The sequence below is a fragment of the Nocardioides islandensis genome, from assembly GCF_015352455.1.
GTDB classification, from domain to species: Bacteria; Actinomycetota; Actinomycetes; order Propionibacteriales; family Nocardioidaceae; genus Nocardioides; species Nocardioides islandensis.
Genome location: NZ_JADKPN010000018.1, coordinates 40,480 through 54,204, shown reverse-complemented (window position 1 = coordinate 54,204; position 13,725 = coordinate 40,480). Strand labels below are relative to the sequence as shown.

At 72.6% G+C, this 13,725-nt stretch carries 16 protein-coding genes; 5 read left to right on the top strand and 11 right to left on the bottom strand.

Going from position 1 to position 13,725, the window contains the following annotated elements:
* Position 1 precedes the first annotated feature (1 nt).
* Together ISU07_RS21725 and ISU07_RS21720 are read right to left on the bottom strand one after the other, a co-directional pair.
* The gene (locus ISU07_RS21725; RefSeq protein WP_194708941.1) at positions 2–871 is read right to left on the bottom strand and encodes a sigma-70 family RNA polymerase sigma factor; all 870 of its coding nucleotides are present in this window, start codon (positions 869–871) and stop codon (positions 2–4) included.
* A gap of 216 nt (positions 872–1,087) precedes the next feature.
* Positions 1,088–1,789, bottom strand: a complete 702-nt coding sequence (locus ISU07_RS21720; RefSeq protein WP_194708940.1) for an ANTAR domain-containing protein — start codon at positions 1,787–1,789, stop codon at positions 1,088–1,090.
* A gap of 166 nt (positions 1,790–1,955) precedes the next feature.
* Between ISU07_RS21720 and ISU07_RS21715 the strand changes: the two genes are divergently transcribed.
* Genes ISU07_RS21715 through ISU07_RS21705 form a run of 3 tightly spaced genes read left to right on the top strand, consistent with a single transcriptional unit; the run spans position 1,956 to position 3,570 of the window.
* On the top strand, positions 1,956–2,171 hold the full coding sequence (locus ISU07_RS21715; RefSeq protein WP_194708939.1) for a DUF7218 family protein: 216 nt from the start codon (positions 1,956–1,958) through the stop codon (positions 2,169–2,171).
* A 45-nt stretch (positions 2,172–2,216) separates the two neighbouring features.
* Positions 2,217–3,161 carry a TIGR03557 family F420-dependent LLM class oxidoreductase gene (locus tag ISU07_RS21710; RefSeq protein ID WP_194708938.1) on the top strand — a complete coding sequence of 315 codons (945 nt, stop codon included), beginning with the start codon at positions 2,217–2,219 and terminating at the stop codon, positions 3,159–3,161.
* Between the two features lie 43 nt (positions 3,162–3,204).
* A complete protein-coding gene (locus ISU07_RS21705) occupies positions 3,205–3,570 on the top strand; it encodes a hypothetical protein (protein ID WP_194708937.1) in 366 nt (121 codons plus the stop codon).
* 9 nt (positions 3,571–3,579) lie between these two features.
* Here ISU07_RS21705 and ISU07_RS21700 read toward each other — a convergent pair whose 3' ends face one another.
* Positions 3,580–3,858, bottom strand: coding sequence for a hypothetical protein (locus ISU07_RS21700; RefSeq protein WP_194708936.1), 279 nt, complete (start codon positions 3,856–3,858; stop codon positions 3,580–3,582).
* A 39-nt stretch (positions 3,859–3,897) separates the two neighbouring features.
* Positions 3,898–4,713, bottom strand: a complete 816-nt coding sequence (locus ISU07_RS21695) for a DUF72 domain-containing protein (protein ID WP_194708935.1) — start codon at positions 4,711–4,713, stop codon at positions 3,898–3,900.
* Positions 4,714–4,772: 59 nt separating this feature from the next.
* On the opposite strand from ISU07_RS21695, the gene ISU07_RS21690 reads away from it, so the two are divergent.
* Complete coding sequence (locus ISU07_RS21690) at positions 4,773–5,444, top strand: helix-turn-helix transcriptional regulator (RefSeq protein WP_194708934.1); 672 nt, start codon at positions 4,773–4,775, stop codon at positions 5,442–5,444.
* Between the two features lie 63 nt (positions 5,445–5,507).
* Positions 5,508–6,782 carry a cation:proton antiporter domain-containing protein gene (locus tag ISU07_RS21685; RefSeq protein WP_194708933.1) on the top strand — a complete coding sequence of 425 codons (1,275 nt, stop codon included), beginning with the start codon at positions 5,508–5,510 and terminating at the stop codon, positions 6,780–6,782.
* A 39-nt stretch (positions 6,783–6,821) separates the two neighbouring features.
* On the opposite strand, the gene ISU07_RS21680 is transcribed toward ISU07_RS21685, so the two are convergent.
* The 7 genes from ISU07_RS21680 to ISU07_RS21650 all read right to left on the bottom strand — a co-directional run bounded on the left by ISU07_RS21680 (position 6,822) and on the right by ISU07_RS21650 (position 13,641).
* Positions 6,822–7,349 carry a hemerythrin domain-containing protein gene (locus ISU07_RS21680; RefSeq protein WP_194708932.1) on the bottom strand — a complete coding sequence of 176 codons (528 nt, stop codon included), beginning with the start codon at positions 7,347–7,349 and terminating at the stop codon, positions 6,822–6,824.
* Between the two features lie 66 nt (positions 7,350–7,415).
* Positions 7,416–9,002, bottom strand: coding sequence for a phytoene desaturase family protein (locus ISU07_RS21675; RefSeq protein WP_194708931.1), 1,587 nt, complete (start codon positions 9,000–9,002; stop codon positions 7,416–7,418).
* A 40-nt stretch (positions 9,003–9,042) separates the two neighbouring features.
* Entirely contained in the window at positions 9,043–9,489 is a 447-nt protein-coding gene (locus ISU07_RS21670; protein ID WP_194708930.1) for an SRPBCC family protein, read from the bottom strand.
* An 81-nt stretch (positions 9,490–9,570) separates the two neighbouring features.
* Complete coding sequence (locus ISU07_RS21665; protein ID WP_194708929.1) at positions 9,571–10,692, bottom strand: glycosyltransferase family protein; 1,122 nt, start codon at positions 10,690–10,692, stop codon at positions 9,571–9,573.
* Positions 10,689–11,528 carry a glycosyltransferase family 2 protein gene (locus tag ISU07_RS21660; protein ID WP_194708928.1) on the bottom strand — a complete coding sequence of 280 codons (840 nt, stop codon included), beginning with the start codon at positions 11,526–11,528 and terminating at the stop codon, positions 10,689–10,691. The genes ISU07_RS21665 and ISU07_RS21660 overlap by 4 nt, the downstream gene beginning before the upstream one ends.
* The gene (locus ISU07_RS21655) at positions 11,525–12,526 is read right to left on the bottom strand and encodes a glycosyltransferase family protein (RefSeq protein WP_194708927.1); all 1,002 of its coding nucleotides are present in this window, start codon (positions 12,524–12,526) and stop codon (positions 11,525–11,527) included. Before ISU07_RS21655 ends, ISU07_RS21660 begins: the two co-directional genes overlap by 4 nt.
* Positions 12,523–13,641: a glycosyltransferase gene (locus tag ISU07_RS21650; protein ID WP_194708926.1), complete on the bottom strand. Its 1,119-nt coding sequence runs from the start codon at positions 13,639–13,641 to the stop codon at positions 12,523–12,525. The genes ISU07_RS21655 and ISU07_RS21650 overlap by 4 nt, the downstream gene beginning before the upstream one ends.
* Positions 13,642–13,725 lie beyond the last annotated feature (84 nt).

The following is a 13,725-nucleotide window of genomic DNA, read 5'->3' as shown; positions in this document are numbered from 1 at the left end:
CTCAGCCGGCCAGCACCGTCTCCCTGTCCTCCTCACGTGTCACGGCCTTGCGCAGCTCGCCGGTGATCCGGGTGAGGATGCGCGACACCTGCGTCTGGGTGACGCCGAGCCGCTCGCCGATCTCCTGCTGGGTGAGCCCCTCGAAGAAGCGCATGCGCAGCACGTCACGGTCCCGGCGCCCGAGCCTGCGGATCGCCGGGCCGAGCATGACGCGCGCGTCCGCCGCGTCGTACACGTGCTCCTCAGCCTCGGGCAGCAGGTCGCCGAGCGTCCCGTCGCCGCTTCCCACGGCTTGGTCGAGCGAGGACGGGGCGAAGCATCCGTCCAGTCGCAGGGCCTCGGCCACGTGGAGGTCGGACTCCCCGAGCTCGCTGGCGATCTCGTGCGGCGTGGGTGCCCGATCCAGGCGCTGCGCCAGCGCGTCGCGCGCTGTCAGCACCTGGAGGTGGATCTCCTGGACTCGTCGTGGCGGACGCACGGTCCATCCGTAGTCCCGGAAGTGGCGCTTCAGCTCGCCACGGATGGTGGGCACCGCGAACGACAAGAAGTCACGGCCCTCGCCGGGGCGGAACCGCTGCGCGGCCGCCACGAGGGCGGTGTACGCGACCTGGTCGAGGTCCTCGCGCGGCACGCCCTTGTCACGGTGGGCGGCGGCCAGGCCGCGAGCCACGCCGACGTTGCTCAACACGACCTGGTCGATGGCCTGCCGGCGGGTCTCGGCGTCGACGCCCGGGCGGTGACAACGGGCGAACGCCTCGTCGGTCAGCCGACGACGCTCGGCGTCGTCGACAGCACTGACCTTGTCGACGGTGGTGCAGGTGTGGGGTGCTCGGCCGGAGGGTGCACGGCCGACGTCGTCCAGGCGGGACATGTGTTCCCTCGGGTCACGGGGCGGTCCTGCCGCGCTGTTCGAGCAGGAGGTTCGTCAGGAGCCGGAGTCGGGGTCGGGTGGCGACCCCAGGGCGTTCCTCGAAGTTAGCCCGGTCCACGCGCGACCCACTACGCCCTGCCGGGTGAGGCTCAGGGGTCGCCGACGTCGCCTCGGGCCCGTCGTCAATGCCGTCGTCAGCCCGTCGTCAGCCCGTCGTCAGGCCCCGTCGTGGGCCTCGTCGTGGGCCTCGTCGTTGGCCTCGTCGTTGGCCTCGCTGACGATCCGTTCGGCGATCTCACGCAGCTTGACGTTGCGGCTGTTGGAGAGCCGGGTCAGGTAGCTGAAGGCTCGCTCGTCGGAGACCTTGAACCTGGCCATGATGATCCCGGTGGCCTGGCCGATGACCCGGCGCGTGATGAGGGCGGAGTTGAGGTGGCTCTCGGTCATCGTGCGACCAAGGGAGATGGCGGCGTACGCCGCGAAGAGCTCGGCGAGGTCCTCGGTCTCGCCGGTGAGCTCCTCGGTCGTCGTCGAGTACAGGTTGAGCGCAGCCATCTCGTTGTCGTCGGTGTGCAGCCGCATGCCGATCTGGGCCTTCAGCCCCAACTGGAGCGCATCCTTGATGTACGCCGGCCAGCGCTGCTCGAACCGCGCCGGCACCGACCTCACCACGGCGTCGTCCAGGGCGGCGTACATGCACGGCCCCTCGGCGTGCTTGCGCTCGAGCTCCTCGAACCGACGCACGAGGTCGTCGCTGGCGGCCACGGTCTCCAGGCGCCCGTCGGCATAGGCCCGGGAGATGCCGACGTGGTCGATGCCCGGAAGGGCCTCCGCGGCGCTGGCGACGATGACGGCCAGCTGCTCGGCGGGCGTCGCCGCCGCATGGATGTCCCGCGCTGCGCGGGCCAACAACGTCATGTCGCGTCCCGTCGGCGTCACGTGCCCTCAGTCGTGCATCAAGACCGCGGGCCCGTTGTTTGAGCCTTCGTAGTCGCAGCCTGGCGGCCGCTGCTCGGATTCTGTCAGGTCGGCATGCCTCTGCGTGAGTGGGGTACGGGACCTCTTTCATCCGAGGAGGTGCGCGATGCCGGGCAAGGCGGCACACGTCAAGAACGAGAAGCAGTACGAGGCTCTCAAGGACAAGGGCATGTCGAAGGAACGGGCGGCCAGGATCGCCAACTCCCCCGACGCGTCGAAGCACGGTGGCAAGTCCACGAAGAAGAGCGACAGCAGCCAGGGCGGCACGACCGCGCAGAAGAAGAAGGCGGGCCGCCAGGGTGGCAAGGCCTCCCACTCGTGACCGCCGGGCACGGATAGGAGTCACCCACCTGGGTACATCCGGCGCGTGAAGATCGGATACTTCCTGTCCTGCGAGGAGTACGGACCGGCCGACCTGGTCGCCCAGGCCGTGGCCGCCGAGCGCGCCGGGTTCGAGGGACTCTGGATCAGCGACCACTTCCACCCGTGGAACGACGAGCAGGGCCAGAGCCCCTTCGTCTGGTCGGTGATCGGCGCGATCTCCCAGGCGTGCTCCCTGCCGGTGACCACGGCCGTCACCTGCCCGACCGTGCGCATCCACCCGGCGATCGTCGCGCAGGCGGCCGCCACCGCGGCCGTGATGACCAACGGTCGGTTCACCCTCGGCGTCGGCACCGGCGAGGCCCTCAACGAGCACGTGCTCGGCGACGTCTGGCCGTCCATCGACACCCGTCTGGAGATGCTCGAGGAGGCGGTCGCGTTGATGCGGGAGCTGTGGGAGGGCGGCTTCGTGACGCGGACCGGCACCCACTACCGGGTCGACCACGCGCGCATCTACACGCTCCCCGACGAGCCGCCGCCCGTGTACGTGTCGGGCTTCGGCCCCAAGGCCACCGACGTCGCCGCCCGCATCGGCGACGGGTACATCTCCACGCAGGCGGACCCCGAGCTGGTGCAGCGCTTCAAGGAGGCGACGGGCGGCAAGCCCGCGCAGGCCGGTACCAAGGTGGCGTACGCCGACACGGTCGACGAGGGCGTCGCGCACGCGCACCGGCTCTGGGCCAACAGCGGCCTGCCGGGCGAGCTCGCCCAGGTGCTGCCATCCCCCAAGCACTTCGAGCAGGCCTCGCAGCTGGTCACCGAGGAGAGCACCCGCGAGTCCGTGGTGGCGGGCAAGGATCCGGAGGCGCACCTGGAGCAGGTCCGTGAGTACGAGAAGGCGGGGTACGACGAGCTGTACGTCGCCAACATGGGCCCGCACCACCAGGCGATGGTCGAGTTCTACGGGCGCGAGGTCCTGCCCCGCGTCTGAGGCCGGAGACGTACTGGCAGGAGATGCCTGAAAGGAGATCGACATGGCCGTGACCGGCTTCCAGGACCTGCCGCTGGCGGACAGGGACCGCGAGTGGGACGGGGACGCCGCCGAGAAGCGGGTGCGTCATTGGGCCGGCGCCGAGGACGAGCCGAACCAGAAGTACCGCGACGCGCACGTCTGGTACGACGCCGACAAGCAGCAGAACTTCACGGCGTACAAGCTGCTCGTCGCCGACGTGGTCGACGGCAAGCTCGTCGCCGTACCGCGCGGCGTGATGGCCGCGGGCAACGTCATGGTCGGCGGTCGCGGTGGCGTCGACCTCCCGGCACGGGACCGCGACCGCGTGAAGAGCCACCTCGCCAAGTACTACGCCAAGATGGACGACTCCCCGCCCTGGGAGGACTGAGCCCCGGGCTCAGGCGTCGCTGCGCGGGTCCAGCGAGGGATACCCCGCCTTCGGCTCGATCCCCACGGGGTTCTCCTCATCGACGTCGGGGCGCTGCTCGGGCGGCAGGTCCTCGCGCGGGACGTCGGAGTCGTCGGTCGAGGTGTCCCTGAGCCCGTCGGTGGTGTGCTGGCCGGGACCGGTCGACCCGGTCCGCTCGCTGCTGACGCCCATCCCTCCCTCGGCCCGCTCGGGACCGGACGAACCGGGTGTGGACTCCTGGACGTCGTTCGGGTCCGATGCGCTCATGCCTCGAACGTACCCACGCGGGGCACGACCAGCCGTCCATCACGTCAGTCGCCGCTGCAGCGCGACCGCGTCGTGCGGCGCGAAGCCCTTCGCGTCGTTGTCGAAGTACACGACCACGTCGAGCCCGTCGGCCACCCACGCACGGCAGCGCTCCGCCCACTCGTCCAGCGCACGTGGCGAGTACCCGCTGGCGTAGAGCTCCCGGTCGCCGTGCAGCCGCACGTACACCAGGTCGGATGTCACCTCGAAGACCCGCGGCCACCGGCCGGCCGACTCGGCGACCACGACGGCGACGCCGTGCTCGCGCAGGACCCGGTACGCCGCCTCGGATGCGAACGACGGGTGGCGGAACTCCAAGGCGTGCCGCAGCGGCCGGTCGTCCTCGGCCTCCAGCACGGTCCGCTCGTCCGGCACCTTCTCGTCATGGTGGGCGGCCAGGCTCGCGGCCTCGACCGTCGTCCGCGGGAGCAGGCTCAGGAAGCTGTCGAGCACCGTGGGGTCGAAGGCCAACCGCTCGGGCAGCTGCCAGAGGAAGGGACCCAACGTCGGACCCAGGGCCAGCACGCCGGAGGCGAAGAAGTTGGCCAGCGGCGTGTGCACGTCCCGGAGCCGCTTCAGGTGGGTGATGTACCGGCCGCCCTTCACCGCGAAGACGAAGTCGCCGGGCACCTCGCTGCGCCAGCGCCGGTACGAGTCCGGCCGCTGCAGGGAGTAGAAGGAGCCGTTGATCTCGACCGTCCCGAGCCGCCCGGCGGCGTACTCGAGCTCGCGTCGCTGCGGGAGGCCGCGCGGGTAGAAGTCACCGCGCCACCCCGGGTACCGCCATCCCGAGATGCCGACCCGCACGCTCCCCATCCGGCCAGTCTTGCCCGGGGTGCGGGAATCGGATTCGCCCGAACGGGTACCTCGTCGCCATGACGCAGACGAAGCCCTCCGCGACGCCGGTCCGGGTCGCGGTCGCCGAGGAGCCCGAGCTGGTGACCCTCGGCCTCGCGGCGATGCTGGCGCCGTACGACGACCTGGCGCTCGTGCCGCCGAGCCCCGGCGGGGGCCTGGCCACCTTCGTGGACGTGACGCTGCACGACACGTTCGCCCGCCTGCCGCTGTCCGAAGTCACCCTGGACCGCCTGGTCGGAAGGCCGGCCGGAGGACGCGTCGTCGTCTACTCCTGGCAGCTGCCCGACGACATGGTCGCGATCGCGCTGGCCCACGGGGCCGCCGGCTGCGTGTCCAAGCTCCTCCCCGCGGACGAGCTCGCCGACGCGCTGCGCGCTGTGGCCTCGGGCGAGACCGTCGTACGCAAGGTCGCGGACGACTCCTCGGCCGCCCGGCAGGTGGGTCTCACACCACGCGAGCACGAGGTCATCGGTCTCATCGCCGCCGGCCTGACCAACCACGAGATCGCGGAGACCCTGTCGTTGAGCACGAACTCCATCAAGACCTACATCCGCGCCGCGTACCGCAAGATCCAGGCACGCTCTCGGTCGCAGGCCGTGCTCTGGGCGGTCCGCCACGGCATCGTCACCGAGCCGGCCACCCGACCCGTCACCGACGACCGGGTGCGGGTGGGAGGCCCTGCGGCCTGACCGGATCCACGCAGAGCGATGGTGCCGGCATGACGTGCCGGATACCGGGTACTCCGTGGTGCCATGAGTGCCGACCTGACCTACGTCGTGGCGGGGCTCTCCTTGCTGCTGGCGGTGGTCCTGCCGGACCTCCTGAGCCGTTGGCCGCTCTCGCCGGCGATCGTGCTGGTCGGCGTCGGCCTGCTGCTCGGGCTGACCCCGCTCCCGGACGGTCTCCCCCTCGACCCGCAGTCGAACGGCGCGGTCATCGAGCACGTCACCGAGGTGACCGTCCTGGTGGCGCTGATGGGCGTCGGGCTGGCCTTGGACCGACCGCTACACCTCCTGCGCCGGTCCACGTACGGCGGGTGGTCGGCGACCTGGCGGCTGCTGGTGATCGCCATGCCGATCGGGATCGCGGCGGTGGCACTCCTGGGATGGGCGGCGGGGTTGGCGCCCGCGGCCGCGGTGCTGCTCGGCGCCGTCCTCGCACCCACCGACCCGGTGCTGGCCTCCGACGTCCAGGTCGCCGGACCGAGCACCGGCGAGCACGAGGTGGAGCAGGACGACGTCCGCTTCGCCCTGACCTCCGAGGCCGGCCTCAACGACGGCCTGGCGTTCCCGTTCGTCTACCTGGCGATCCTGCTCGCCACCCAGGGCTCGATCTCCGGCTGGTGGGCCGAGTGGCTGGGCTGGTACCTGGTCGGCAAGGTCGTCGTCGGGGTGCTCGTCGGCATCGGCGTCGGCTGGCTCCTCGCGCGGGTGGCGTTCCGCTCCCGCCGGGACTCACTGCGGGTCGCCGAGCGCGGCGAGTCGCTGCTGGCCGTCGCCGCCCTGGTGACGGCGTACGGGCTCGGCGACGTGGCCGGCGGATACGGCTTCCTGTCGGTCTTCGCCTGCGCGATGACGTTCCGCTCGGCCGAGCGGAGCCACGACTACCACGCGGCCATGCACCAGGTGGTCGAGCGGCTCGAGCGACTGCTGACCCTCTTCATCCTCCTGGTCCTGGGCATCGCGCTCACCCGTGGGCTCCTCGGCAGCCTCGACTGGCGCGGGGTGGGCATCGGCCTGGCGCTGCTCCTCGTCGTCCGGCCCGGATCCGCGCTGCTCGCCCTGTCGGCGCGGCGTCGGCCGGACCACGAGGTGGGCGGCCTGGACCGACGCGAACGCTGGGCCACCGCGTTCTTCGGCGTGCGAGGTGTGGGCTCCATCTACTACCTCGCGTACGCCGCCGGCCAGGCCCCGGAGCTCGGACAGGACTGGCTGTGGTCGACCGTCGCCTTCACCGTCGTGGCCTCGGTCCTCCTGCACGGCGTGCTGGCGAAACCGTTGATGGACGCCGCGCAGCGCCCCGGCTGAGGTTCACCCGGCCGGCGGGTGCGCACGTGTCTCCCGCCGTCAGGCGATGATGGCGTCGACGGTCTTCTTCAACGCGCTCGGCTGGGACGGCCGGCGGGGTGCGGACTTGCGGGCATCGGCCATCTCCTGGCCGATCTCCTGGAGGGCCTTGCGCCCGAGGCCCTTGCGGACCTGGGGGAACCAGTCGTCCTCCTCCTCCTGGATGTGGTGGGTGACGTTCTCGATGAGCACCGTCGTCTTGGCGGTGAAGCGCTCGTCGGAGGCGGACATGCCGGCCAGCTCCACGACCAGGACGTCCGCGACGTGGTGCTCCTCGTAGGACTCCAGGATGTCGTCCTCGAGGTCGGGCAGCAGGGCGCGGACCCGCGGGTACATCACCTCGTTCTCGATGTAGGTGTGCACCGTGAGCAGCTCGATCATCTTGTCCACCAGGCGCTGCTTGGACTTCAGGGCACCGTCGCCGAGCCGCTGGAAGTCGGCGAAGACCTTCTTGATCTCGCGATGGTCGTTCTTGAGCAGGACGATCGCGTCGGTGGACGCGGTGGTGCGGGGGCGGGACGCAGGCATGGGACCTCCAGGTCGAGTAGGTCCTCCGGGTACCCAGGACGCGCGCGGCCAGTCCCGCGGGTGGGATCAGCGCCGGCCCAGCCGCAGCCGACGGTGCGCGAGCGCAGCGCGGGCGGCGTTGTTGCCGCAGGCGCCGTGCACGCCTCCGCCCGGGTGGGCCGACGCCGACCCGAGGAAGAGCCCCCGGATCGGGGTCTCCGCCCGACCCCACCCGGGCACCGGTCGGAACACCAGCTGCTGGTGCAGCTGGGCCGTCCCCCCGTTGATGGCCCCGCCCACCAGGTTGGCGTCCCGCTCCTCGAGCTGTCGCGGCCCGAGCACGCGCCGGGCCAGGATCTTGCTGCCGAACCCGGGCGCGAGTCGCTCGAGACGGGCCTGCATGCGATCGGCGAACCGTTGGCAGTCGTCGTCGTCCCAGACGCCGCGGATGCCCTCGCGACCGGCGTCGCCCGCAGTGCCCTGCGGGACGTGCGTGTAGGCCCACAGGGACTCCGTGCCCGCCGGGGACCTGGTGCGATCGGCCGTCGACATCTGGCCGACCAGCAGGAAGGGGTCGGCCGGGATGTGCTCGGCGGCGATCTGCGCGAACGTCTCGGCGACCTGTTCGGGCGAGTCGGCGACGTGCACGGTGCCGGGTGCGTACGGCGGCGGCGACGCCCAGGGCACGGGGCCGTCGAGGGCCCAGTCCACCTTGACCGTGCCCGGGTCCAGCTCGAAGCGCGCCATGGAGCGCAGCACGCTCGGCGGCAGGTCCTCGGGCCGGACCAGCCCGCCGTAGAGGCGCGGCGCGACCACGTCGGCGATGACGGCGTGCCGCGCGGCGTACCGCTCGCCGTCCGCCGTGCGCACGCCGGTGGCCCGGCGCCCGTCGACCAGCACCCGCTCGACCGTCCTCCCCACCCGGATCTCGCCACCCAGCGCCGTGAACCGGTCCGCCAGGGCCGAGGCCAGCGCGCCGGCGCCACCCTCGGGCACGGGGAACCCGACGGTCTGACCGAGCATCGACATCAGCGTGCCCATCAGGCCGGACCCGGGAGCGTCCAGCGGGATGTCGGCGTGGCCGGCGTTGCCCGCCAGCAGGAGACGAGGGTGGACACCGCCGAACAGCTGCCTCCCGAGGGACTCCACGGGCGTCAGCAGCGACCGCACCGTGCCGAGTCCGCCGGCGCGTCGGAGCCCGAGGGCCAGGCGTGGCAGGACCCGTACGGGTGGGAACGGGGTCAGCAGTCCCTCGACCAGCTGGCTGCCGATCCGGTCCCAGGTGGCGCAGAGGGCGAGCCAGGCGTCACCGTCGCCGGCGTGCTGCCCCTCGAGAAGGCCGGCCGTGACCTCCCGGTCGCGGTGCAGGAGCGCCCAGCTCCCGTCCGGCAGCGGGTGACCGAGCACGGCGGGCGCGTGCCGCCAGTGCAGACCGTGGCGTTCGAGGTCGAACGACGTGAGTGTCGGCGACGCGGCTGCCAACGGGTAGAAGGAGCTGAAGGTGTCGTGCACGAAGGCCGGGTGCACGTCGCGGTCGCTGCGGACCGCGCCGCCGACGCTGGGCTGGGCCTCGAGCACGACGACCGACCAGCCGGCGTCGGCCAGCCGGTTGGCGGCGACCAGGCCGTTGGGCCCGGCGCCGACCACCACGGCGTCGTAGCTCGGCGAGGTCACCGGCCGACCAGGCTCGTCACCGGCTGCCACGTCAGCGCCCTCACGCCGCGCCCTCCTGTCGGTTCTCCACGACGAAGCCCAGCCGTCGCAACGTCTCAGTGTTGCGCCACGCGAGTGCGGGGGTGCGCAGGGCGCGAGGCATGAAGGACCCGGGCCCCTGGACGGCGTCCTCGTCGAGGGTGATCCGGGTGCCGGCGCCGACGGCCTCGAGGCGGAGGACGACCTCCGCCTCGCCGGCCGGCCACCCCCGGGTCCGCAGCCGCAGCAGGTGGTCGGGCAGCGCCTCCAGCACCTCGGTGTTGTCGTTGATGAGGGCCGGCCAGATCCCCACCGAGTGGTGCAGCTTGGCCCCGACCTCCGGCCAGTGGCCGTCGACCTCACGCATCCGCGAGGCGCCGACCACCCAGACCGGGAAGAGCCATCCGTCCGACAGCACCTGCCACACCGCCGAGGGGGTGGCCGCGACCGTGCGTACGTTGCGGCTCACCGGGGCGACCGCCCGCGGGCGGCGGAGCTCGAAGAAGGAGTCATGGGCAAGCGGTACCCGATCCGGCCGCGCTGACCCGGGTCAGCCGCCGGAACGGCGGGTGCGCTCCATCAGCTCCCGGTAGAGCCCCACGTGGAAGGCGGCCACCCCAGCGCGCTGGGCCCGCCGCTCTCCCGCCGTCATGGCACCCAGGCCGGGCTGGGCCACAGCCTGCTGCAGGGCCCGGTGCAGGGAGGCGGCGTCGAAGCGGTCCTCGTCGTGCTCGTAGGTGACGACCGACCCCTGGTCGGCGTAGTGCCCACAGCTGGGCGCCACCACGGTGGTGCCCAGGTCACGACAGGCTTCCAGCCATCCCGAGTGCGTCCCGAAGCGGTAGGGCAGCACGGACACGTCGAGCGAGGCGAGGTAGTCGAACAGTTCGTCGTCGGACATGAAGTCGTGCACGCGGAGGTCGACCAGGCCGTCGTCGGCCGCCGCGCGCAGCCGCCTGGCCAGCGCCTCGTCGTACCGGGCGCCGGTCGGCTCCAGGACGTCCCGGTGCCCGTTGACCTGGAGCACGGCGCCGGGAGTCGCCGCGGCGAACTGCAGCAGGGTCGGGAGCAGCCGCTCGGGGCTCATCCCCGACCGCAGGCTCTTCACGTGCAGGCCGACCCGCGGGGCGCCAGAGGAAGCGACGTGCCGTGCGCGGATCGTGTCCATCAGATCCAGGTCGACGACGTGTGGGTGCGGTACGACGTGGGCCGCGCGCCCCCACCGGTGCAGGATCTCCGCGGCCGCGCCGTCGGTCAGGGTGACGAGTGCGTCCGCCGCCGGCACCAGCACGTCGAGCTGGGCGTCATGCAGCTCGCGGGCCTCGTGGTGCGGGTTGCGCAGGTCGTGCACGGTGTACACGAAGGGCTTGCGGCGCGCTCGGAGTGCCGCGACCACCTCGTGGAGCCGGTCGGGACTCCAGGCGTCGAACCCGAACTGGAGGTGGAAGACGTCGAACTCGGCCGCGCGGATCCACGCAGGGTCGAGCATGACCGGCGGCCACCAGGCCTGCTCCGCCGAGCGCTGCGGGTCGGCCGGATCGGGATCCGGCAGCCGGCGTACCTGGGACTCGTCCTCGGCGGCGAGGTGCCGGACGTACACGTGGCCGGAGGGCACGGAGGCGACCACGACCTGGCGCGATCCGGTCGCGCGCGCGGTGAGGAGCTCGGTCATCGGGCTGCCTCGCTCGCGGTCCGAACCCACGACCCGTCCGGCTCGCGGGACACCAGGCCCATCTGCTCGAACTGGGCCAGCCAGCCCTCCATCGGCCAGCGACCCCATCGCCGGGCGAACACCTCGCCGTTGCGCACGATGTCGTCGAGGTGCTGCACCGGAGGGTTCTCGCTCTCGTGGTGCTGGTGATAGGCGCGGGCGTCCCCCACCCACCCGAGCGAGCGGCCGGACGCCGCCCACGACCACCCGAGGTCGGTGTCCTCGGCGCCGTACCCGACGTACTCCTCGCAGAACCCGCCCACCGCCGCCCATCCGGTGGCGTGCGCCGCGAACGAGAGGGACCAGAAGAGGTCGGGGTTGCCGTCGAGGGTGCGTTCACCAGGTCGGGGCGCAGGTCGGGCCGGGTGCGGGGCGTCGAGCTCCGCGAGGTCCTCGAGGGCGCACTCGCGAGCCTCGCGAGGGAGGTAGGTGACCGGGCCCGACCACAGGACGTCGGGCTGGTCGCGTACGGCGTCGCGGTAGCCGGCGACCGTGCGCGGGCCGACCAGGCAGTCGACGTCGAGCCCGATCACCACGTCCGCACCGGCGGCGATCGCGTGCTCGAAGCCACGGTTGCGAGCGGCTGCGAGCGGCAGGCCGTGCCGACCTGTGGGACTGCGGAGCACCTGCGTCCTCAGCGGACCATCCGGACGCCAGCGCTCGAGGACGACGTCGTCCATGGCCACGACCACGTGCATCTCGGGCAGCACGCTCGACGCTGCCAGGGACGCGTGCTGGCGCTCGAGGTGTCGGTGCCGGCCGTGGGCGATGGTCACCACGGCGACCCGGGGGGTCATGACCGGCCCGCCGGCGCCAGGACGAACGACTCGAGGTAGCCGGCGAAGCGGTCGGCGGCGTCGCCGTCGCACCACGCGCTCCACGTCGACCCGTCCAGGGCGGCGACCTCGTCGAGAAGGGCGGGCCACCCGCTCGACGGGAAGGTCGGGAGCACCCGGCACGGCCAGGAGTCCCCCTCCAACACCGAGGCGGTGGCGACCTGCTCGCCGAACGGGCGCTCGGCCGCCACGACGACCGCGGGTCGTCGGCTGGCCGCCACGTCGGCCACGGCGTTCTGCCCGGCCTGCAGCACCACGACGTCGGCAGCCGCCAGCGCTCCGGAGGGATCGTCGCTCCACTGGCCCGAGCCGCCGAGCACCCGCCAGCGCCACTCGGGCGCATCGGCGGCCGCGGCGGCGACCTCGTCCCTGCTCGGATGCCCGCCTCCACGGCCCGAGAGGACCAGCACCGTCCGGGCGCTTCCCGCCGCAGGCCTGATGCCAGCGACCGGGAGCCGGGAGAGCCCGCCCAGGTGCTGGAGCCGGCGTTGGTCCGCCGACGTCAGTCCTCGCACCATGCCGACGGCACGTCGGGGCCAGGCGGCCACCAGTCCGCTGCTGACGGCGAAGCCGGCGCGGTGGGCCGGGTCCCCCCGGTCGCCGGGGAGAACCACCGAGATGACCGGCACGCCGTGCAGCCGGGCCAGCAGCGCCACCTCCACCGAGACGTCGCTGACGACCAGCCGAGGTCGCTCCGCGGCGATCCAGGCGGAGATGGCGGACATCCGGTGGCGCAGACCGGTGTCCTCCAGGGGTACCCAGTGGAGCAGGCCGCCGGCCGTGACGTCGGCCGGCGTCTCGGCCAGGTCGTCGCGGTCGAGGCGCACCCACGGACCCGGCCAGTCCGCTGGCTCGGCGAGGGACGACAGCCCCGTGACCGTGACCCGGCTCCGTTCGGCGACGGCGCGGGCCCGGTTCAGGTGCCCGGCTCCGACGTGGTGCACGTAGTAGCCGATCATGCGGCGGCCTGCCCGGAGAGCATGTCGCCGAAGAGCCGCTCGTACTCATCGACCATCCGCGAGAGACCGTGCACCGACTCGGCGTGCGCACGCACGGCCACGCGGTCCAGTGCAGCCGCCGCGTCGACAGCCAGGGCCAGGCCCTCGACGTCGTCCGCGCCTGCCAGTCGGCCGGTCTCGTGTGCGACGACCTCGACCAGTCCCCCGCGGGCGTACGCCGCGACCGGTGTGCCGCACAGCATCGCCTCGGCCGCGACCAGCCCGAAGGGCTCGTCCCAGGTGGGAGTCACCAGGGCCACGCCGGACGCTCCGACCAGCTGGGCGAGGGCGGTGTGGTCGAGGTGGCCGGCGTACCTGGCGCGGGGCCCCAGGCGAGGGCCGATCTCGGCGTCGAAGTAGCCACGGTCCATGACCGGCCCCGCGAGGGTGATCGCTCGACCGCTCAGCAGGGCGGCGTCCAGCGCCTCGTGAGGGGCCTTCTCGGGCGCGATCCGGCCCGACCACACCGCGTCGGGTCCGCCCGGCCCCGGCGTCCAGCGCGCCGGGTCGACCCCGTTGCGGATGGTCGTCGAGGGCACCGCGTGGGCCCACGCGCGGCTCATCGCGGCACTCACCGCCACGAACGTGCCCGTCGACCCCGCCACGTCCACGGCGGACTCGAGCCAGGGCAGGGGTGGGGTGTGCAGGATCGTCACCATCGGGACGGGGACGGCCGGCGCCATGGCCACGGGCAGGTGGTGCAGGCTGTTGTCGACCACGACGTCGAAGTCCCGGGCGCCGTGGGACGCGAGCCTCAGCATCAGCCCCAGGTAGGCGTGATGCTCCTCCATCCAGCGCTGGGGCGGGGCGCCCACGTCGGCCCGCGCCGCCGCGCTCTGGCGGAAGGACGACACGCCCAGCTCATCGGCCGGGAACCCCAGGCGGGAGCCGGGTGCTGCGAACACGGAGATGACGTGGCCACGCCGGTGCAGCTCGCCGGCGAGGGCGAAGGTGTGCGCCTCGAGCCCGCCGGCGAACGGCTCCCTGATCGGGAAGCGGCTCGAGGCGATCAGGCAGATCCTCAACGGACCGGTCTTCCCCACAGGTGACGAGTACCCGTCAGCGGGGCTGGCCATGACATACCTCGATCCGATGACGGTGGCGTGAGAGTGACGTTGCCGGAGCCGGTTGAGCCGTACGCCGACCGTGGGGGCCGGCGT